Annotated in this window: 15 protein-coding genes; 10 read left to right on the forward strand and 5 right to left on the reverse strand. The window is 61.1% G+C overall.

Going from position 1 to position 18,739, the window contains the following annotated elements:
* Window positions 1-101: 101 nt before the first annotated feature.
* Both CEC48_RS28390 and CEC48_RS28395 read right to left on the reverse strand, forming a co-directional pair.
* A complete protein-coding gene (locus CEC48_RS28390; protein WP_088426783.1) occupies window positions 102-416 on the reverse strand; it encodes an amidase in 315 nt (104 codons plus the stop codon).
* A complete protein-coding gene (locus CEC48_RS28395; RefSeq protein WP_088426785.1) occupies window positions 413-1,492 on the reverse strand; it encodes a serine hydrolase in 1,080 nt (359 codons plus the stop codon). Before CEC48_RS28395 ends, CEC48_RS28390 begins: the two co-directional genes overlap by 4 nt.
* Window positions 1,493-2,564: 1,072 nt before the next feature.
* Between CEC48_RS28395 and olsB the strand changes: the two genes are divergently transcribed.
* Window positions 2,565-3,320 (forward strand): L-ornithine N(alpha)-acyltransferase, encoded by a 756-nt coding sequence (gene olsB / locus CEC48_RS28400; protein ID WP_010176659.1) that lies wholly within the window; start codon window positions 2,565-2,567, stop codon window positions 3,318-3,320.
* Window positions 3,320-4,114, forward strand: a complete 795-nt coding sequence (locus CEC48_RS28405; RefSeq protein WP_088426786.1) for a lysophospholipid acyltransferase family protein — start codon at window positions 3,320-3,322, stop codon at window positions 4,112-4,114. Before olsB ends, CEC48_RS28405 begins: the two co-directional genes overlap by 1 nt.
* A 78-nt stretch (window positions 4,115-4,192) precedes the next feature.
* On the opposite strand, the gene CEC48_RS28410 is transcribed toward CEC48_RS28405, so the two are convergent.
* Entirely contained in the window at window positions 4,193-4,780 is a 588-nt protein-coding gene (locus CEC48_RS28410) for an ACP phosphodiesterase (protein WP_088426788.1), read from the reverse strand.
* Between the two features lie 157 nt (window positions 4,781-4,937).
* On the opposite strand from CEC48_RS28410, the gene CEC48_RS28415 reads away from it, so the two are divergent.
* The 3 genes from CEC48_RS28415 to CEC48_RS28425 are packed head-to-tail and all read left to right on the forward strand — an operon-like array spanning window position 4,938 to window position 7,514.
* Window positions 4,938-5,252 carry a helix-turn-helix transcriptional regulator gene (locus tag CEC48_RS28415; RefSeq protein WP_088426789.1) on the forward strand — a complete coding sequence of 105 codons (315 nt, stop codon included), beginning with the start codon at window positions 4,938-4,940 and terminating at the stop codon, window positions 5,250-5,252.
* A 13-nt stretch (window positions 5,253-5,265) separates the two neighbouring features.
* Window positions 5,266-6,432, forward strand: a complete 1,167-nt coding sequence (locus tag CEC48_RS28420) for an MFS transporter (RefSeq protein ID WP_088426790.1) — start codon at window positions 5,266-5,268, stop codon at window positions 6,430-6,432.
* Between the two features lie 26 nt (window positions 6,433-6,458).
* On the forward strand, window positions 6,459-7,514 hold the full coding sequence (locus CEC48_RS28425; RefSeq protein WP_088426792.1) for an alkene reductase: 1,056 nt from the start codon (window positions 6,459-6,461) through the stop codon (window positions 7,512-7,514).
* 352 nt (window positions 7,515-7,866) lie between these two features.
* Here the strand turns inward: CEC48_RS28425 and CEC48_RS28430 are convergent, their stop codons facing one another.
* On the reverse strand, window positions 7,867-8,499 hold the full coding sequence (locus CEC48_RS28430; protein WP_088426794.1) for a TetR family transcriptional regulator: 633 nt from the start codon (window positions 8,497-8,499) through the stop codon (window positions 7,867-7,869).
* A 286-nt stretch (window positions 8,500-8,785) separates the two neighbouring features.
* On the opposite strand from CEC48_RS28430, the gene CEC48_RS28435 reads away from it, so the two are divergent.
* From CEC48_RS28435 to adeC, 3 genes are read left to right on the forward strand one after another with little or no spacing between them, the layout of a single operon-like run.
* Window positions 8,786-9,934: an efflux RND transporter periplasmic adaptor subunit gene (locus tag CEC48_RS28435; RefSeq protein ID WP_088426795.1), complete on the forward strand. Its 1,149-nt coding sequence runs from the start codon at window positions 8,786-8,788 to the stop codon at window positions 9,932-9,934.
* 3 nt (window positions 9,935-9,937) lie between these two features.
* A complete protein-coding gene (locus tag CEC48_RS28440; protein ID WP_088426796.1) occupies window positions 9,938-13,099 on the forward strand; it encodes an efflux RND transporter permease subunit in 3,162 nt (1,053 codons plus the stop codon).
* Window positions 13,096-14,553, forward strand: coding sequence for an AdeC/AdeK/OprM family multidrug efflux complex outer membrane factor (adeC, locus tag CEC48_RS28445; protein WP_088426797.1), 1,458 nt, complete (start codon window positions 13,096-13,098; stop codon window positions 14,551-14,553). Before CEC48_RS28440 ends, adeC begins: the two co-directional genes overlap by 4 nt.
* A 60-nt stretch (window positions 14,554-14,613) precedes the next feature.
* Here adeC and CEC48_RS28450 read toward each other — a convergent pair whose 3' ends face one another.
* A complete protein-coding gene (locus CEC48_RS28450) occupies window positions 14,614-15,114 on the reverse strand; it encodes a hypothetical protein (RefSeq protein WP_088426798.1) in 501 nt (166 codons plus the stop codon).
* A gap of 209 nt (window positions 15,115-15,323) precedes the next feature.
* Here CEC48_RS28450 and CEC48_RS28455 point away from each other — a divergent pair, with 209 nt between their 5' ends.
* A complete protein-coding gene (locus tag CEC48_RS28455) occupies window positions 15,324-17,021 on the forward strand; it encodes a molecular chaperone HscC (RefSeq protein ID WP_088426800.1) in 1,698 nt (565 codons plus the stop codon).
* A gap of 12 nt (window positions 17,022-17,033) precedes the next feature.
* Entirely contained in the window at window positions 17,034-18,653 is a 1,620-nt protein-coding gene (locus tag CEC48_RS28460) for a J domain-containing protein (RefSeq protein WP_088426801.1), read from the forward strand.
* Window positions 18,654-18,739 lie beyond the last annotated feature (86 nt).

An 18,739-nucleotide genomic window follows, 5' to 3' on the forward strand; every position in this document is an offset into this window, starting at 1 on the left:
CTTGTCCCCCGTTGGAGTGCGTAGCGCTCCCGCTTTTTTTGGGGCCGCTACGCAGCCCAACGGGGGACAAGCCCCCTCGCCACAGGTTCGGTGTGACTGCATCAGGGTGTGAGGCGGCAGCCCTCGCGCTGGCCCAGCCATTGGGCGCTGTGGGTGCGGCCCAGGCCGCTGGCGGTGACCAGGTGTTTTTCCGGGTTGTCGGTGAAGGCGCTGGTGGGCACGTATTGCTTCACGTAACCCACGCAATATTCAGCCGGATTGCCTTCCACGTACCGGCACGAGCAGTACTCCTTGGCGGTATAGGCGGCAATGATGTCGGGGAAGGCATGCAGGTTCACGCGCTCGTGCCAGACCCAGCCCAGCAAGGCGAGTAACAGCAAAATCAGCAGGCTGATGAAGGGGCGACGGCGGATCATGGTTGCACCGCCGCAAGGACGCGCTTGAGGAGTTCATTGTGGCGATAGCTGCCGTCGCGGTCGTCGCCGTAGCGCACGATCACCAGCTGTTTTTCGGGCATCACGTAGAGCGCCTGGCCCCAGTGGCCGAGGGCGGCGAAGGTGTCGGCGGGGGCATCCGGCCAGGGTTTGGCGGCGCCCTGCACTTCGCGGTTGAGCCACCATTGGCCGCCGGGGACTGCTTCGTCCTGGCCGGCCTTGTAGTTGTCGAACGGTTGGCGGTTGAACGTGACCCACTCCTTGGGCAGTAACTGACGCTCGCCCCAGCGGCCGTCGCGCTGCATCAACAGGCCCACGCGCGCCAGGTCGCGGGCGGTGAGGTAGGCGTATGAAGAGGCGACGAAGGTTTCGTCGGCGTCGCTTTCCCAGGTGGCGTTGCGGATGCCCAGTGGCTGGAACAGGGCGGTCCAGGGGTAGTCGACGTAGGCCTTGTGGCCGAGCATGCCTTTGAGGGCGGCGGACAGCAGGTTGCTGTCGCCGCTGGAATAGTGGAATGCCTGGCCGGGGGCGCTGGAGGTGGCGGTGTCGGCGGTGAATTCGGCCATGTCGCGATGGCCGCGGGTGTAGAGCATTGCGACCACTGAGGATTTCAGTGGGGCGTATTCGTAGTCTTCCTGCCAGTCGAGGCCCGAGGCCCAGTGCAGGAGGTCGGCCATGGTCACGCTTGGGTGCTGTTTCATCGGCGGGTAAAAGCGTGCGGCGGGGTCGGTGAGTTTGAAGCGGTTTTCGCCGAATGCGACGCCCAGGACGGTGGCCATCAGGCTTTTGCTGATCGACCAGGTGAGGTGCGGGGTGTTGGCGGTAGTGGGGGCGGCGTAGCGTTCGTAGATGATTTGGCCGTCGCGGATGACCAGCAAGGCGTCGGTGCGGATGCCTTTGCGGGTGGTGTCGTCGCGGGGTGGGAAGGCGTAGTCATCCAGGGCCTGGGTGGCAGGGCCCGTTAGTAGTTGGCCTTGGGACCAGTCCTTGGCGGGCCAGGTTTCGGCGTGGGCTGTCAGGGTGAACAGCAAAGCGGCGTAGAGCAGGCCTTTGAACATGGAATGGGGACTCGGGGGCATTCAAGCCCGCGAGCCTAGCCTAGGGGGATGACGGTTTTGTTACTGGGCCTTGGGGTGAGTACATATCCGTTATTTAGGTAACGGCCTCGTAGGGTTCCGCTCTTACAGCGGCTCACTTTTGAACAGCGCAAAAGTAAGCAAAACGCTCTTGCCCCACCACTCGGCACCTCGCTTAGGCTCGGTGTGCCCTCAGCTCCGGTAGTACTACGCGGGCCGCCGCGACGGGGCGTCCCTGCCCCGTCGCGGCTAAACCGGCGTCCTGCCGGTTTACCCGCTCCGTACTACCTGCGTTCGGCCAGCGTGGTTTAACGGGGCGCCTAAGATCAAGATCAAGATCAAAAGCAAGAGCACAGCGGCCTACCGGCCGGCTTGAGTGGTAGAAGCAAAAGCAAAAGCAAAAACGAAATCAAAAGCCAAAGCGGGCACGGTCCAAATGTGTGTGCAAGCGGGCTTGCTCGCGAATGCGGTGTGTCAGTCACCGAATGCATCAACTGGAAGACTGCATTCGCGAGCAAGCCCGCTCCCACATTTTTGACCGCGTTTGCCCTTGCTCTTGCTCTGGCTTTTACCACTCAAGCCGGCCGGTAGGCCGCTGTGCTCTTGATCTGCTTTTGATCTTGATCTGCGGGCCCCGTTAACCACGATGGCCGCAAGTAGGCACGGTGGAGCGGGTAAATCGGCAAGGATGCCGATTTAGCCGCGCTGGGCCAGGGATGGCCCATCGCGGCGGCCCGCGGAGACGGGCCGGAGTGCGGGCATGCCGAGCCTAGGCGAGGCACCGAGTGGTGGGGCAAAGACCTTTTGGTTACTTTTGGCTGGGCCGGCATTCCGGGCGTTTGCCAAAAGTGACCCGCTGTAAGAGCGGAACCCTAAGCCGCCGTTACCTAAATAACGGATATGTACTCCATCCCCCTGAGCAAACCACCCCCCCCAGACGCCTGTCATCTAAGCGTCACCGTAACTTCATGGAGATGACACCGGCCCTACATAGCCTGACATGGCACAAACAAGTCGACTGGCCGCAACCCTGGCCGGCACTCGGAGACTCGCCATGACTCAGATCGCCCGCATCAGCGACACCGGCAATGAACGCCGTCTGCAAGCCGAACGCCTGATCGGCGCCCAGGCTTTGCAGGAAGCCCAGGCCCTGCGGTTCAACGTGTTCAGCGGCGAATTCAACGCCAAGCTGAAAGGCGCAGAACTGGGCCTGGACATGGATGACTATGATGTTCACTGCAGCCACATCGGCGTGCGGGATTTGAACAGCGGTCGACTCGTCGCCACCACCCGTTTGCTCGACCACCAGGCCGCCAGCACCCTGGGCCGCTTCTACAGCGAAGAAGAATTCAGCCTCCACGGCCTGCTGCACCTCAAAGGCCCCATCCTGGAAATCGGCCGCACCTGCGTCGACCCCGCCTACCGCAACGGCGGCACCATCGCCGTGTTGTGGGGCGAGTTGGCCGAAGTGCTCAACCAGGGCGGCTACAGCTACCTGATGGGCTGCGCGAGCATCCCGATGCACGACGGCGGCATCCAGGCCCACGCGATCATGCAGCGCCTGCGCGAACGCTACCTGTGCAACGAACACCTGCGGGCCGAGCCGAAAAAACCACTGCCGGCACTCGACCTGCCATCCAACGTGATCGCCGAAATGCCGCCCCTGCTCAAGGCCTACATGCGCCTGGGCGCGAAGATTTGCGGCGAACCATGCTGGGATGAAGACTTCCAGGTGGCCGACGTGTTTATCCTGCTCAAGCGCGACGAGTTGTGCCCGCGTTATGCCCGCCACTTCAAGGCAGCCATGTGATGAGCCGCCTTCGGGTGTACGGGCGGATCGCCCGCGTGCTGGTGGTGGTGGCCCTGGGTTTGACCATGGCCAGTGTGTTTGGGGTATTTGAGCGTTTGGGCGTGGCCAACTCGATGGTGCGCCGGCAACGCTGGTCGCGGTTTTTCATGGCGCGGCTGACCAATGCCCTGCCCTTTCGCGTGACCGTTCACGGCGAGTTGCCGCAACAGTCGATGTTGTGGGTCAGCAACCACGTGTCGTGGACCGATATCCCGCTGCTGGGGATGGTGGCGCCGATGTCGTTCCTGTCCAAGGCCGAGGTGCGTACCTGGCCGGTGGCGGGCTGGCTGGCTGCCAAGGCCGGCAGCCTGTTTATCCGCAGGGGTTCAGGTGACAGCCAGTTGATCCGCAAGCAGATGACCCGTCACCTGGAACAAAAACACCCGCTGTTGATGTTCCCGGAAGGCACCACCACCGACGGCCGCGCACTGCGTACTTTCCACGGGCGGTTGTTGGCCAGTGCGATTGATGCCGACGTGTCGTTGCAACCGGTGGCGATTCGTTATCTGCGCGACGGCAACATCGACCCGCTGGCACCGTTTATTGGCGATGACGATTTGCTCTCTCACTTGATGCGTTTGTTTGGCAATGACCAGGGCGACGTGGAAATCCATGTGCTCAAGCCAATTGCCTGCGCCGGGCAGGAACGTGCGGCGTTGGCGTTCCAGGCGCAGCAGGCGGTGCAGAAGGCATTGTTTGGTGAAGTGGTGCAGCCGGCGGAACCAAGGCGCACCGCAGCCCTGGCCGCCGCCTGAATGCGTACCCTGTAGGAGCGAGCTTGCTCGCGAAAAACGAATAGACGACACGGGCGACCTGATAACGCTGCGTTATCGTTAACGATCTTCGCGAGCAAGCTCGCTCCTACAGAACGTCTGCAAGATCGGGTAAAACACCCGGAAGTCCTCGCTCAACGGCTCGTACAGCGCACGCAACTCCTGCATGGCATGGCCCAGTTCTTCGGGCCGTGTCAGGCGCCGTCCGATTCCCCGCAGTACCTGTTCCATCACCGCGAATTCGCGGTACGAACCCAGCCAGTCATCCGCCGCCATATACGGTGCAATCTGCGCCAGCCGCCCCGGCAGCGCCGGCTCTTCGGCGAGCACCCGGTAAACCTGGGAGGTAAACCGCTCCAGCGGTTGGTCGGCATACAACGCCCAATCCCGCGCCAGGCAATGGTCGAAAAACACGTCGAGGACGATCCCGGCGTAGCGGCGTCGGGTGAGGGTGAAGCGCGACAACGCCTCCCCTATCAGCGGGTGGCTGTCGGTGTAGCGATCGATTGAGCGGTGCAACTGAATCGCCGACTCGATTTGCGGGCTGAACTCACCTTGCAGGCGACCTTTAACGAAGTCGCCATACAGGCTGCCGAGCAATTGAGCAGGAAGTTGGCCGCCCAGGTGCAGATGTGCGAGATAATTCATGCCGCGCAGTCTAGCACTGCCGTCAACGTATCGTTATAACCCGATATACCGATTTAGCCTGGATTAAGACCAAAATCATATTGGTATATCGGAATACAACGATTTAAGGTTCGCCTCATCGCGATATAACGTTTTACAAACCCCGAGCATCACTGCCATGTCCATCGACCTCGACGAAATAATAAAAGCCCTGGCGCACCCAGTACGGCGAGACATCCTCAACTGGCTGAAAGACCCGAAAGTGCAATTCCCCGAGCAGATCCACAACCACGAGCACGGCATTTGCGCCGGGCAGATCGACCAACGCTGTGGCCTGTCCCAGTCCACCGTGTCGGCGCACCTGGCGACCCTGCAACGGGCGGGGCTGATCAGCAGCCAGAAGGCCGGCCAATGGCACTTTTTCAAACGCAATGAGGAGGTGATCCAAGCCTTCCTCAAAGCGCTCACCGAAGAACTCAGCACACCGCTGTAACAAGGACCCGACAATGCCTCTCTCGCTACTCATCCTGGCCTTAAGCGCCTTCGCCATCGGTACGACCGAGTTCGTCATCATGGGGCTGTTGCCCGATGTGGCGGCCGACCTCGGTGTATCGATTCCCGGCGCCGGCTGGCTGGTGACCGGGTACGCCCTGGGCGTGGCCATTGGTGCGCCCTTCATGGCATTGGCCACCGCCAAGCTGCCGCGCAAGGCCGCCCTGGTAGCGTTGATGGGCATTTTCATCATCGGCAACCTGCTCTGCGCCCTGGCCAGTGACTACAACGTGCTGATGTTTGCCCGTGTGGTCACCGCGCTGTGCCACGGTGCCTTCTTCGGTATCGGTTCGGTGGTCGCCGCCAACCTGGTGCCGGCCAACAAGCGTGCTTCGGCCGTGGCATTGATGTTCACCGGTTTGACCCTGGCCAACGTGCTGGGCGTGCCATTGGGCACCGCACTGGGCCAGGAAGCCGGCTGGCGCTCGACCTTCTGGGCAGTGACCGTCATTGGCGTGATCGCCTTGATCGGCCTGATCCGCTTCCTGCCAGCCAAGCGTGACGAGGAAAAACTCGACATGCGCGCCGAGCTGAGAGCGCTCAAAGGTGCCGGTATATGGCTGTCGCTGAGCATGACCGCGCTGTTCGCCGCCTCGATGTTCACCCTCTTCACCTACGTCGCGCCGCTGCTGGGCGACGTCACCGGTGTTTCGCCCAAAGGCGTGACCTGGACCCTGCTGCTGATCGGCCTGGGCCTGACCGTCGGCAACATCATCGGCGGCAAGCTGGCAGACAAGCGCCTGGCCGCCACCCTGATCGGCGTGTTCATCAGCATGGCGGTGGTGTCCACGGTATTGACCTGGACCAGCGTCGCGGTGATCCCGACTGAAATTACCCTGTTCCTCTGGGCTACCGCCTCGTTTGCCGCCGTACCGGCGCTGCAAATCAACGTGGTGACCTTCGGCAAGGCGGCGCCCAACTTGGTGTCCACCTTGAACATCGGCGCCTTCAACATCGGCAACGCCCTTGGCGCCTGGGTGGGCGGTAGCGTGATTGCCCACGGTTTCGGCCTGACCAGCGTGCCGTTGGCCGCTGCAGCCCTGGCCGTACTCGCGCTGCTGGTGACCCTGATTACTTTCCGTCAGGGCGGCGATGCCGACCTGGCCCCCGCGACTAACTGATCAACTAAAGAGAAGGGTGTTATCCCATGACGACTATTTTCGATCCGATTAAACTGGGCGACCTGGAACTGTCGAACCGCATCATCATGGCGCCGCTGACCCGCTGCCGTGCCGATGCCGGTCGCGTGCCCAATGCGCTGATGGCTGAATACTACGTACAACGCGCCTCTGCCGGCCTGATCCTCACCGAAGCCACTTCCGTGACGCCGATGGGCGTGGGTTACCCGGACACTCCGGGCATCTGGTCCAACGACCAGGTGCGCGGCTGGGCCAACGTGACCAAGGCCGTGCACGGCGCGGGCGGCAAGATCTTCCTGCAACTGTGGCACGTTGGCCGGATCTCCCACGAGTCGTACCTGAACGGCGAAGCGCCGGTGGCCCCGAGCGCCATCGCAGCCAAGGGCCACGTCAGCCTGGTGCGTCCGCTGGCCGACTACCCGACTCCGCGTGCCCTGGAGCTCGCTGAAATCGCCGACATCGTCGACGCTTACCGCGTAGGTGCCGAGAACGCCAAGGCCGCCGGCTTCGACGGCGTGGAAGTCCACGGCGCGAACGGCTACCTGCTCGACCAGTTCTTGCAAAGCAGCACCAACCAGCGCACCGACAACTATGGCGGCTCCCTGGAAAACCGTGCACGCCTGCTGCTGGAAGTCACCGACGCCGTGGTTGAAGTGTGGGGCGCAGGCCGCGTAGGCATGCACCTGGCACCGCGCGCCGACGCACACGACATGGGCGACGCCAACCTGTCGGAAACCTTCACCTACGTCGCCAAGGAACTGGGCAAGCGTGGCATCGCGTTCATCTGCTCCCGTGAAAAGGAAGCAGGCGACAGCCTCGGCCCACAACTGAAAGCAGCCTTCGGTGGCCCGTACATCGCCAACGAACGCTTCACCAAAGACAGCGCCAACGCCTGGCTGGCCTCGGGCAAGGCTGATGCTGTGGCATTCGGCGTACCGTTCATCGCCAACCCGGACCTGCCGGCCCGCCTGAAGGCCGATGCACCGCTGAACGAAGCACATCCAGAGACTTTCTACGCCAAAGGCCCGGTCGGCTACATCGACTACCCGACCCTGGCACTCTGATCGGCTGAAACGAAAAAGCCCCGGCTTGCGAGAGCCGGGGCTTTTTTATGGGCCGCATGAAACATTTTCCTGTAGGAGCGAGCTGGCTCGCGAAAAACGCCCAGGCGACGCGTTAATGCAGCATGCCCGCGTTATCGTTGACGATCTTCGCGAGCCAGCTCGCTCCTACAAAGGCTGTAGGAAACATTCCTTCACAGCCTTGCAACAATATCGCTACAAAATACTTAGCCAACTACCTATCAACCGCCCGTCAGCCCGTATATAAAGTCACCCCACAAAATCAGGGAAAAGGCTGATTGACCGGCTCTGGTCTTTATTGTTGACACAACTGGTCGCAATTACGCATTTTGTCTTAATTGCGCAGGCTAGGGCTCAAGCGCAGCATGTCCAGCGCGATATCGACCCATCGCTCTGCGTCCTGGGCCAACTGAAAGCTGTCGGGCACCAGCAGCCACTGGCCGAGAATTCCGTCGATATAAGCGTGCATGCACACGGCGGCACGTACGGTGTCGAGACTCTCCGGAAGCTGCCCGCGATGGACCGCGTTACGCAGGGTCAGCCCGATGCGCAGGTTGCATTCAAGGCTGGCGGTCTGGCGCTGACGGCGCAGATCACACATTTCATCGGTGAATTCGCACTTATGAAACAAAATCTCATTGATGCGCCGGGTCTTCGGGTCCAGGGCCACTTGATGGAACAGATGAATCAGCAGCTTGCGCATGCAACCCAGCGGATCGACCTCGTCCTCGCTCTCACTGGCCCTGGCCAATTCATCCAGCGGCTCGTGCAGCGTATCGAGCATCGCCTGCACCAGGTCGGCCTTATTGCTGAAATGCCAGTAGATGGCACCACGCGTCACGCCTGCCAGCGCGGCAATATCCGCCAGCGTGGTACGCGCAACCCCGCGCTCGTAAAAGGCTTGCTCGGCCGCTTCAAGGATCTGGCTGCGCGTTTCCTGAGCTTCCTCTTTGGTACGACGAACCATGGCAGTAAAACCTCAATCAGGAGACTTGGGGTGATCGGTAACGCAGACTTAACCGTCGCTAACGACCATCTGAATAATTGTGGGACGACGCCTTCATGGGCGCCGAACGTACTAGAATCGAGGCTTTGGGCAGAGCTTTGTCGGCATTTCGCAAAACCTGTCAAGAGTTTACAAACAACCATGAACGTAAGTATATTGCGTAGCAAGCTACTTATCCACTCAGTACCTGTTTTTTACCCTTCCACACTTCTTGTGCGCACTCTGCGCGCCTGACCCGAGGATCTTCATGCAACTTAAGCCAGCTGTTACCGCCCTGGTTACTGCCGTCGCCCTGGCATCGCTGCTCAGCGGATGTAAAAAGGAAGAAGCGGCTCCGCCCGCTCAAACCCCTCAGGTCGGCGTGGTCACTATTCAACCTCAAGCCTTTACCCTGACATCCGAGCTGCCAGGCCGCACCACGGCCTACCGCATTGCCGAGGTTCGCCCTCAGGTCAACGGCATCATTCTCAAGCGCCTGTTCAAGGAAGGCGGCGACGTTAAAGAAGGCCAGCAGCTCTATCAGATCGATCCGTCGGTGTATGACGCCTCCCTGAAAAGCGCCCAGGCCAACCTGGCCCAGACCAAGTCGATTGCCGATCGCTACAAGCAATTGGTTGACGAGCAAGCGGTCAGCCGTCAGGAATACGACACCGCCGTGTCCAACCGCATGACCTCTGAAGCCAATGTGCAAACGGCCCAGATCAACGTGCGCTACACCAAGGTCTTCGCCCCGATCTCCGGGCGTATCGGCCGTTCCTCGGTAACCGAAGGCGCGTTGGTCAGCAATGGCCAGACCGACGCCATGGCAGTGATCCAGCAACTCGACCCGATCTACGTCGACGTCACGCAGTCGTCCGCCGAGATGCTGAAACTGCGTCGCGACCTGGAAAGCGGCCAGCTGGAAAAAGCCGGAGACAACGCGGCCAAGGTCAAGCTGACCCTGGAAGACGGCAGCGACTACAAGCTGGACGGTAAGCTGGAGTTCTCCGAAGTCTCGGTCGACGAGACCACCGGTTCCGTGACCCTGCGTGCCGTGTTCCCGAACCCTGACCACACCCTGCTGCCGGGCATGTTTGTTCACGCACAACTGCAAGCCGGCGTGAACAGCAAGGCCATCCTGGCACCACAGCAAGGCGTGACCCGCGACCTGAAGGGCATCCCGACCGCGCTGGTGGTGAACAAGGACAACAAGGTTGAACAGCGCGTGTTGGTTGCCAACCGCACCACCGGCGCCTACTGGCTGGTGGAAAAAGGCTTGGATGCCGGTGACCGCGTGATCACCGAAGGCTTGCAATTCATCAAGCCGGGCATCGAGGTCAAGGTCACGGACGCTAAAAACGCCACGGCCGCCGGTACTGCTCCTGCTGCTCCTGCCGCTGCTGGCAAAGGGGAGTAATCCATGTCGAAATTTTTTATCGACCGTCCCATTTTCGCCTGGGTAATTGCCCTGGTGATCATGCTGGTCGGGACACTGTCGATCCTGAAGTTGCCCATTAACCAATACCCGGCCATTGCGCCAACCGCCATCGATATCCAGGTGACCTACCCGGGCGCGTCCGCGCAAACCGTGCAGGACACCGTGGTGCAGGTTATCGAGCAACAGCTAAACGGTATCGACAACCTGCGTTATGTTTCCTCGGACAGTAACTCCGACGGCAGCATGACCATCACCGTGACGTTCAACCAGGGTACCAACCCGGATATCGCCCAGGTTCAGGTGCAGAACAAGTTGAACCTGGCGACCCCACTGCTGCCGCAAGAAGTGCAGCAGCAGGGTATCCGCGTGACCAAGTCGGTGAAGAACTTCCTGATGGTGATCGGTCTGGTGTCGGAAGACGGCAGCATGACCAAGGATGACCTTTCCAACTACATCGTTTCCAACATCCAGGACCCGATTTCGCGGACCGCCGGTGTAGGTGACTTCCAGGTGTTCGGTTCGCAGTACGCCATGCGTATCTGGCTCGACCCGGCCAAGCTGAACAACTACCAGCTCACGCCGGTGGATGTCAGCACAGCGATCTCCGCACAGAACGTGCAGGTGGCTACCGGCCAACTCGGCGGCCTGCCTGCCGTGCCCGGCACCCAGTTGAACGCGACCATCATCGGCAAGACCCGCCTGCAGTCTGCAGAGCAGTTCGGCAATATCCTGATGAAGGTCAATACCGACGGCTCACAGGTGCGCCTGAAGGATGTCGCCCGTATTGAGCTGGGTGGTCAGAACTACAGCATCGCTGCACAGTTCAACGGCAAGCCTGCATCCGGTATGGCGATCAAGCTGGCGGCCGGTGCTAACGCGCTGGACACCGGCAAGGCCATCCGCGCCACCGTGGCGTCCCTGGAACCGTTCTTCCCGCCTGGCATGAAGGCTGTGGTGCCGTATGACACCACCCCAGTGGTGACCGAATCGATCTCCGGTGTGGTTGACACCTTGGTCGAAGCGATCGTGCTGGTGTTCCTGGTGATGTTCCTGTTCCTGCAGAACTTCCGCGCCACCATCATCACCACCATGACCGTACCGGTGGTGTTGCTGGGTACCTTCGGGATCCTGGCTGCGTTCGGCTTCACCATCAACACCCTGACCATGTTCGGTATGATCCTGGCCATCGGCTTGCTGGTGGACGATGCCATCGTGGTGGTGGAAAACGTCGAACGGGTGATGGCCGAGGAGCACTTGTCGCCTAAAGAGGCGACGGTCAAGTCGATGGGCCAGATCCAGGGTGCCCTGGTAGGTATTGCCATGGTGTTGTCGGCGGTACTGCTGCCGATGGCATTCTTCGGCGGCTCTACCGGTGTGATCTACAAACAGTTCTCCATCACCATTGTTTCGGCGATGGCGCTGTCCGTACTGGTTGCCCTGATCTTCACCCCGGCCTTGTGCGCAACCATGCTCAAGCCGATCGACCCGGAAAAACACGGCCAACCCAAACGTGGTTTCTTCGGCTGGTTCAACCGCACCTTCGACCGTGGCGTACTGAGCTACGAACGCGGCGTCGGCAACATGATCAAGCACAAGATCCCAGCATTCCTGGTCTATGCGCTGATCCTGGCCGGCATGATCTGGCTGTTCATGCGCATCCCCGCCGCGTTCCTGCCCGATGAAGACCAGGGCGTGATCTTCGCTCAGGTACAGACGCCGGTCGGTTCTTCGGCGGAGCGCACGCAGACAGTCATCGACGATATGCGTGCCTACCTGCTGAACGACAAGGAAGGCGAGCCAGGCGAAGGCAAAGGCGTAAAATCGGTGTTTACCGTAAACGGCTTCAACTTCGCAGGTCGTGGTCAGAGCTCTGGCCTGGCCTTCGTGATGCTCAAGTCATGGGAGGAGCGCGACGCCTCCAACTCGGTATTCGAGATTGCCAAACGCGCCCAGGGTTACTTCTCCAAGACCTTCAAGGACGCCATGGTATTTGCCATCGTGCCGCCTTCGGTTCTGGAACTGGGTAACGCCACCGGTTTCGACGTGTTCCTGCAAGACCAGGGCGGCGTCGGTCACGACAAGCTGATGGCGGCACGCAACCAGTTCCTCGGTGCAGCGGCACAAAGCAAGATCCTGGCAGGTGTGCGTCCCAACGGCGTGAACGATGAGCCGCAGTACGAGCTCAGCGTCGACGACGAGAAGGCCAGCGCCCTGGGCATCAGCCTGTCAGACATCCAACAGACCTTGGCCATCGCCCTGGGTGGCAGCTATGTCAACGACTTCATCGACCGTGGTCGTGTGAAGAAAGTGTATGTGCAGGGCGACGCCGCCAGCCGGATGTCCCCGGAAGACCTGGATAAATGGTACGTGCGCAGCACCTCCGGGAAGATGGTGCCCATGTCGGCCATCTCGTCGGGCAAGTGGATCTACGGCTCGCCGAAACTCTCGCGCTACAACGGTGTAGCCGCGATGGAAATCCTCGGTACTCCGGCACCTGGCTACAGCACCGGTGACGCGATGACAGAAGTCGAGCGCATTGCCAAGGACCTGCCGGCGGGTGTCGGTTATGCGTGGACCGGCCTGTCGTATGAAGAGCGCCTGTCGGGCTCTCAGGCGCCTGCGCTGTATGCGCTGTCGCTGTTGGTGGTGTTCCTCTGCCTTGCCGCTTTGTACGAAAGCTGGTCGATCCCGATTGCGGTGATTCTGGTGGTGCCGCTGGGCGTGATCGGTGCGTTGATCGCCACCAGCATGCGCGGGCTGTCCAACGACGTGTTCTTCCAGGTGGGCCTGTTGGTGACGGTGGGTCTGGCGGCGAAAAACGCCATCCTGATCGTGGAGTTCGCCAAAGAGCTCCACGAACAGGGCAAAGGCATCGTCGAGTCGGCCATCGAGGCCTCTCGTATGCGTCTGCGACCGATCATCATGACGTCCATGGCGTTCATGCTCGGCGTACTGCCTCTGGCGATTTCCACCGGTGCCGGCTCAGGTAGCCAGCACGCCATCGGTACAGGCGTAATTGGCGGTATGATCACCGCCACGGTCCTCGCGATCTTCTGGGTACCACTGTTCTTCGCAACCGTGTCCTCCGCTGGCGAGCGTAAAAAGACTGAACCCAAGCAAACTCCTAAAGAGGCTGGCCAATGAGCAAGTCGCTACTTTCCTTAGCCGTCACGGCATTCGTGCTCAGTGGCTGCTCGCTGATACCGGACTACCAGCGCCCTGAAGCGCCGGTAGCCGCGCAGTTCCCGCAGGGGCCGGCGTATTCGTCGGCCCAGGCGCCGAACCAGGCCGCTGCCGAGCAAGGCTGGAAGCAGTTTTTCCATGACCCTGCCCTGCAACAGCTGATCCAGACTGCACTGGTGAACAACCGCGACCTGCGTGTCGCGGCCCTGAACATCGATGCGTATGCCGCGCAGTACCAGATCCAGCGCGCCGACCTGTTCCCGGCCGTGTCGGCCACGGGCAGCGGCAGCCGCACGCGTACCCCGGCCAAACTGTCGAGCACAGGCCAGGAAACCATCACCAGCCAATACTCGGCTGGCCTGGGAATCAGCTCTTATGAGCTGGACCTGTTCGGTCGGGTCCGCAGCCTGAGTGAGCAAGCGCTGCAACAATACTTCGCGACCGAAGAAGCGCGTCGCACCACCCAGATCAGCCTGGTGGCCAGCGTGGCCAACGCCTACCTGACCTGGCAGGCCGACAAGGAGCTGCTCAAGCTCACCCAGGACACCCTGGGCGCGTACGAGCAGAGCTTCAAGCTCACCTCGCGCAGCAACGAAGTCGGCGTGGCATCGGCCCTGGACCTGAGCCAGGCCCGTACCTCGGTAGAGAACGCCCGGGTTGCACTGGCGCGTTATACCCGCCAGGTGGCCCAGGACGAAAACAGCCTGACCCTGCTGCTGGGCACCGGCCTGCCGGCGAACATCGTCAGCAAGCCATTGGCTGATGACCTGTTGAGCGAAGTACCGGCCGGCCTGCCGTCGGACCTGCTGCAACGTCGTCCCGACATCCTGCAAGCCGAGTACAACCTCAAAGCGGCCAACGCCAACATCGGTGCGGCACGGGCTGCGTTCTTCCCGAGCATCACCCTGACCGCCAGCGCCGGCACTGCAAGCCCTACCCTGGGCGGCCTGTTCAAGGGCGGTTCGGGTACCTGGTCGTTCGCGCCGCAGATCAACATTCCGATCTTCAACGCTGGCAGCCTGCGCGCCAGCCTGGATTACTCGAAAATCCAGAAAGAGATCAACGTCGCCAACTACGAGAAAGCGATCCAGACCGGCTTCCAGGAAGTCTCCGACGGCCTTGCCGCCCGCGAGACCTACAAGCAGCAACTGGACGCCCAACGTGGGTTCGTCGCGGCCAACCAGGATTACTACCGCCTGGCTGAGCGTCGCTACCGCATTGGTGTCGACAGCAACCTGACGTTCCTCGACGCCCAGCGCCAACTGTTCAGTGCCCAGCAATCGCTGATCACCGACCGCCTGGCGCAGCTCAACAGCGAGGTCAACCTGTACAAGGCCCTCGGTGGTGGCTGGAACGAGCAAACCGCGAAGAACGAGCCGTTGAAAGAAGAAGCACCGGCGCTGAAGTTGTTCTGATTGCATCGCTTGAAACTTAAAGCCCACCTTCATGGTGGGCTTTTTTATGGCGCAAAAAAATTACTCATCCCGCGTATGCTCAACCGTGAACGACGGGCAAAAAACCTCAACGTTGCCATCCGGCTGATTGTAGTGAAAACGAAAACTCCCGGAGAAACTCACTCGCTGAGCGTTCTCGATATAGTTGGTTACATGAAGTACGCCTTCACCCACACCCCCGTCAGGCCCCTCCCCGCCATAGTCGTAATAAAAAGAGGCAATCACGTCAGCGTCCCCGCCGATAAATGGATTACCAATAAGGTAGGCAGTGTTGGCTGCCAACGCCTTGATAAACATTAACGTCAGCATCGGCGCATCGTCACCCTGCCCAAAGTAGACCTCCACGAGTGCAGCAGGCCCCAGGTAGCCAAAGGTGAAGCTTTCAGCGTTTAACGTCTGCGGGTTTTGCTTGTTAACGTCGACTAGTAGCTCCATGTCGCCTGTGGTAGCTCCCGTGGGCTTAAACGTTTGCTTATCGATACGCTCGACTCTCTTCGTCTGTTCATTCCATTTAATGTCCATGACGCTCACTCCCGTGTTGATAATGGCTGGATCGGGAGGACCTTTAACTTTCCTTCCGCCCCTCAAGCTAAACCCGGAATGCCGCCCCTGAACACCTGTGAGAACTTACAGGTACAGACCAGTTACAGCTTGCCACCTTGCGTTCCGCCAAGGATTTCAAGGTAAAATCAGTTTCAGATTCTTACAGACCACAGAGGGAGCTTGTCGTAATGATCGTAGGAATCGACTTGGGGACCACCAACAGCCTTGCCGCCGTCTGGCGCGGCGACACCACCGAGTTGGTGCCCAACGCCCTCGGCCAGTTCCTGACCCCAAGCGTGGTCGGGCTGGATGACCAGGGCCGCATCCTGGTGGGCCAGGCCGCACGCGAGCGGCTGCACACTCACCCGCAACTGACCACCTCGTTGTTCAAACGCTACATGGGCAGCGCCACTGAAGTGCGCCTGGGTGACCGCCTGTTCCGCCCGGAAGAACTCTCGGCGCTGGTGCTCAAAAGCTTGAAAGAAGACATCGAGCGCACCTACGGCCATACCGTCACCGAAGCCGTGATCAGCGTGCCCGCGTATTTCAGCGACGGCCAACGCAAGGCCACCCGCATCGCCGGTGAACTGGCCGGGCTGAATATCGAGAAGCTGATCAACGAACCGACCGCCGCCGCGTTGGCGTACGGCCTGCACCAGCGTGACAAAGAGACCTCGTTCCTGGTGTTCGACCTCGGCGGCGGCACCTTTGACGTGTCGATCATCGAGCTGTTCGACGGAGTCATGGAAGTACGCGCGAGCGCTGGCGACAACTTCCTCGGCGGCGAAGACTTCGACACCCTGCTGCTCGACCATTTCATCGACAGCCAGCGCAACGCCCAAGGCTTCCCGCCACGCGCCTCGGTGCTGCAACCGCTGCGGCGCGAAGCCGAACGCGTGCGCAAAGCCCTCGGCCAGGACGACAGCGCCGAGTTCTCGTTGCGGGTGGATGGCCAGCAATGGGCCCACACCATCACGCAACAGGAACTGGCCAAACTCTTCAGCCCGCTGCTTGAACGGCTGCGCACACCCATTGAGCGGGCGCTGCGCGATGCGCGCATCCGCGTGGGTGACCTGGATGAAATCCTGCTGGTGGGGGGCACCACGCGCATGCCACTGGTGCGCAAACTGGCAGCAGGCTTGTTCGGGCGCTTCCCGTCCATCAGCCTCGACCCCGACCAGGTCGTGGCCCACGGCGCCGCGATTCAAGCTGCGCTCAAGGCCCGCTCGGCGGCGCTGGAAGAAGTGGTGCTGACGGACGTCTGCCCTTACACCCTGGGCATTGAAACCTCGAACCAGTACGGCAACCACATCGAAAGCGGCCACTACTTGCCGCTGATCGAGCGCAACAGCAGCGTGCCGGTGAGCCGCGTCAAAACCGTACACACGATGCATGACAACCAGGCCCAGGTGCTGCTGAAAATCTTCCAGGGCGAAAGCCGCCTGGTGAAAGACAACATCAAGCTCGGCGAACTGGAGATTGAGGTGCCCAAGCGCAAGGCCGGCGAAGTCTCGCTGGATGTGCGCTTCACCTACGACAACAACGGCCTGCTGGAAGCCCAGGTGAGTATTCCGCTGACGGGCGAGCAACACTCGCTGGTCATCGAGAATAACCCCGGCGTACTGACCCCGGCCGAAATCCAGCAACGCCTGCAAGCCCTGGCACTGCTGAAAATTCACCCACGGGACCAGCAGGTCAACACCGTGCTGACCGCCCGCCTGGAGCGGCTCTACCAGGAAAGCCTGGGGGAGTTGCGCGAGCAACTGGGCCATTGGGCCGCGCAGTTCCAGCAAGTGCTCGATACCCAGGACGAACGTCGCATCCGTGAAGCACGCACTGAACTCACACGGCAACTGGAACAACTCGATAGTGGTATCTGGCGCTAGGGAGCCCGCAACATGGAATGTTGGACAGTGTTGCAGCTGCCGGAAGACGCGGACGAGCGCAGCATCAAGCGCAGCTATGCGCGCCTGCTCAAAAGCTGCCGCCCCGATGACGATGCCGAAGGCTTCCAGCGCCTGCGCGAGGCTTACGAACAGGCGCTGAACATCGCGCGCTGGCGGGCCGAGAATGAAGAGGAAGAAGCGCAAGTCATTGAAGCCCCGGTGGCTGAACCGACCTACGGCAACCTCAATGAGTACTCGGACTTTATCGACGTACGCCCCGTCAGCCCTGCCCCGTTCGAGCCACCGCCTGAGCAGACCCGCGCGCAGGCCCTGATCAAAGGGCTGACCGCAGGCAACCTCAACGAACGCTGGGAACAGGCGCAGCAGCAACTGTGCGCGGATGCCTTCCAGGCGGCCCTGCTGCGCCATTGCTTCGACACACCGGGCGAGCGCGGCGCCATTGCCGCCTGGGCGGTGCAGCACCTGGAGTGGCTGACGCCTTGGCAAAGCGTCGTGATGACGCCCTGGCAACACGAAGCGCTCACCAACGAGCTACTCCAGGACTACCGCCAGGCGCTCCAGGAACGGCTGGAGCAAAAGGCCGAGCGCGAGTTCGTCAACCAACTCAACACCTACAACCAGCAACCCTGGCTGCGGGTGTTCGACCTGCAGCAACAGTGGCAACGCATCGTCCTGCAATTGCTCCACGACACCCAGTGGAGCGTGCCGCTGTTCGAGCGGGTGTCCCAGGCCCTTGGCTGGGATGACCAGAAAGGCGTGCACCCGGAGCCGGAGTGGATGTGGCGCGGCCTGGTGGAGCGTTGCCAGCAGGAAAGCTTCTACGACAACCTGGTGGCCAAGGCCCAGACCGGCTCGCGCAATTCACCCGACGCCCTGGCGGCACGGATGTTGCTCACGCCCATGTCCACCACGGAACAGAATCGCCTGACCGCCCAGTTTGGCGGCAACGAGTGGAACGCCTGCCAACATCTGTCTGAAACCCTGGCCTGGCGCTACCCGCAGTTGCTTGAGCGCCTGCCGCAGCCCGAGGTGTTTTTCTGGCGAAAATTCCTTCCGCGCCCGGTCTCTTATCAGAGCTGGGTCCGGGTGTGGGGTGGCTTGGCCATTGCCAGCGGCCTGGCGTTTTATCAGCAGAAAAAAACCACCCTGGCAGCCGAAATGATCATGTTCATGCTGCTGACGTTTGTCCCGGCAATGATCGCCATTCGTGGCACCCAGCTATGGGCCGCCTTCACTTCCAGGCTGATCGTGCCGGACCTGTGGCTGAGCGAACGCCTGCTGCCCAAACGCTTCAACCCTCATCAATACTGGCTGGTGTTGCGCCACGGCGTCCCGCAAATAGGCATGGTGCTGATGTTCGGCTTCGTGCTGGGGCTGATGGGCATGCTGGGCTACCTGGGTATGATTCTGATCAGCGTGTTCCACCGCCGGCGCATTGGCGAAGTGAGCGAAAGCTTCAATGAAAAATACCCGTGGATCTGCGGCCTGCACTGGGGCTACTGGAGCCCGCTGCAAGTGGGGTTTTTGATCGTGATGGTGGCGGCGACCCTCGCCTGCCAGAAATACTTGCCCGCCTTTCCCTGGACCAGCCTCACCGCCTCCCGCCTGTAACCTCCGAAAAACCGGCCAGCCCTTCCCCGGGGCTGGCTCCGCAACTTGCGTTCGATCATCGCCCAGAACCCGCCTGCCCCCAATTG

The sequence above is a fragment of the Pseudomonas sp. K2I15 genome (assembly GCF_002204795.1).
Taxonomy (GTDB): domain Bacteria; phylum Pseudomonadota; class Gammaproteobacteria; order Pseudomonadales; family Pseudomonadaceae; genus Aquipseudomonas.

Coding starts and splice junctions, on each gene's coding strand:
- CEC48_RS28390 (WP_088426783.1), bottom strand. CDS start 416: ATGATCCGCCGTCGCCCCTTCATCAGCCTGCTGATTTTGCTGTTACTC.
- CEC48_RS28395 (WP_088426785.1), bottom strand. CDS start 1,492: ATGTTCAAAGGCCTGCTCTACGCCGCTTTGCTGTTCACCCTGACAGCC.
- olsB (WP_010176659.1), top strand. CDS start 2,565: ATGACTCAGATCGCCCGCATCAGCGACACCGGCAATGAACGCCGTCTG.
- CEC48_RS28405 (WP_088426786.1), top strand. CDS start 3,320: ATGAGCCGCCTTCGGGTGTACGGGCGGATCGCCCGCGTGCTGGTGGTG.
- CEC48_RS28410 (WP_088426788.1), bottom strand. CDS start 4,780: ATGAATTATCTCGCACATCTGCACCTGGGCGGCCAACTTCCTGCTCAA.
- CEC48_RS28415 (WP_088426789.1), top strand. CDS start 4,938: ATGTCCATCGACCTCGACGAAATAATAAAAGCCCTGGCGCACCCAGTA.
- CEC48_RS28420 (WP_088426790.1), top strand. CDS start 5,266: ATGCCTCTCTCGCTACTCATCCTGGCCTTAAGCGCCTTCGCCATCGGT.
- CEC48_RS28425 (WP_088426792.1), top strand. CDS start 6,459: ATGACGACTATTTTCGATCCGATTAAACTGGGCGACCTGGAACTGTCG.
- CEC48_RS28430 (WP_088426794.1), bottom strand. CDS start 8,499: ATGGTTCGTCGTACCAAAGAGGAAGCTCAGGAAACGCGCAGCCAGATC.
- CEC48_RS28435 (WP_088426795.1), top strand. CDS start 8,786: ATGCAACTTAAGCCAGCTGTTACCGCCCTGGTTACTGCCGTCGCCCTG.
- CEC48_RS28440 (WP_088426796.1), top strand. CDS start 9,938: ATGTCGAAATTTTTTATCGACCGTCCCATTTTCGCCTGGGTAATTGCC.
- adeC (WP_088426797.1), top strand. CDS start 13,096: ATGAGCAAGTCGCTACTTTCCTTAGCCGTCACGGCATTCGTGCTCAGT.
- CEC48_RS28450 (WP_088426798.1), bottom strand. CDS start 15,114: ATGGACATTAAATGGAATGAACAGACGAAGAGAGTCGAGCGTATCGAT.
- CEC48_RS28455 (WP_088426800.1), top strand. CDS start 15,324: ATGATCGTAGGAATCGACTTGGGGACCACCAACAGCCTTGCCGCCGTC.
- CEC48_RS28460 (WP_088426801.1), top strand. CDS start 17,034: ATGGAATGTTGGACAGTGTTGCAGCTGCCGGAAGACGCGGACGAGCGC.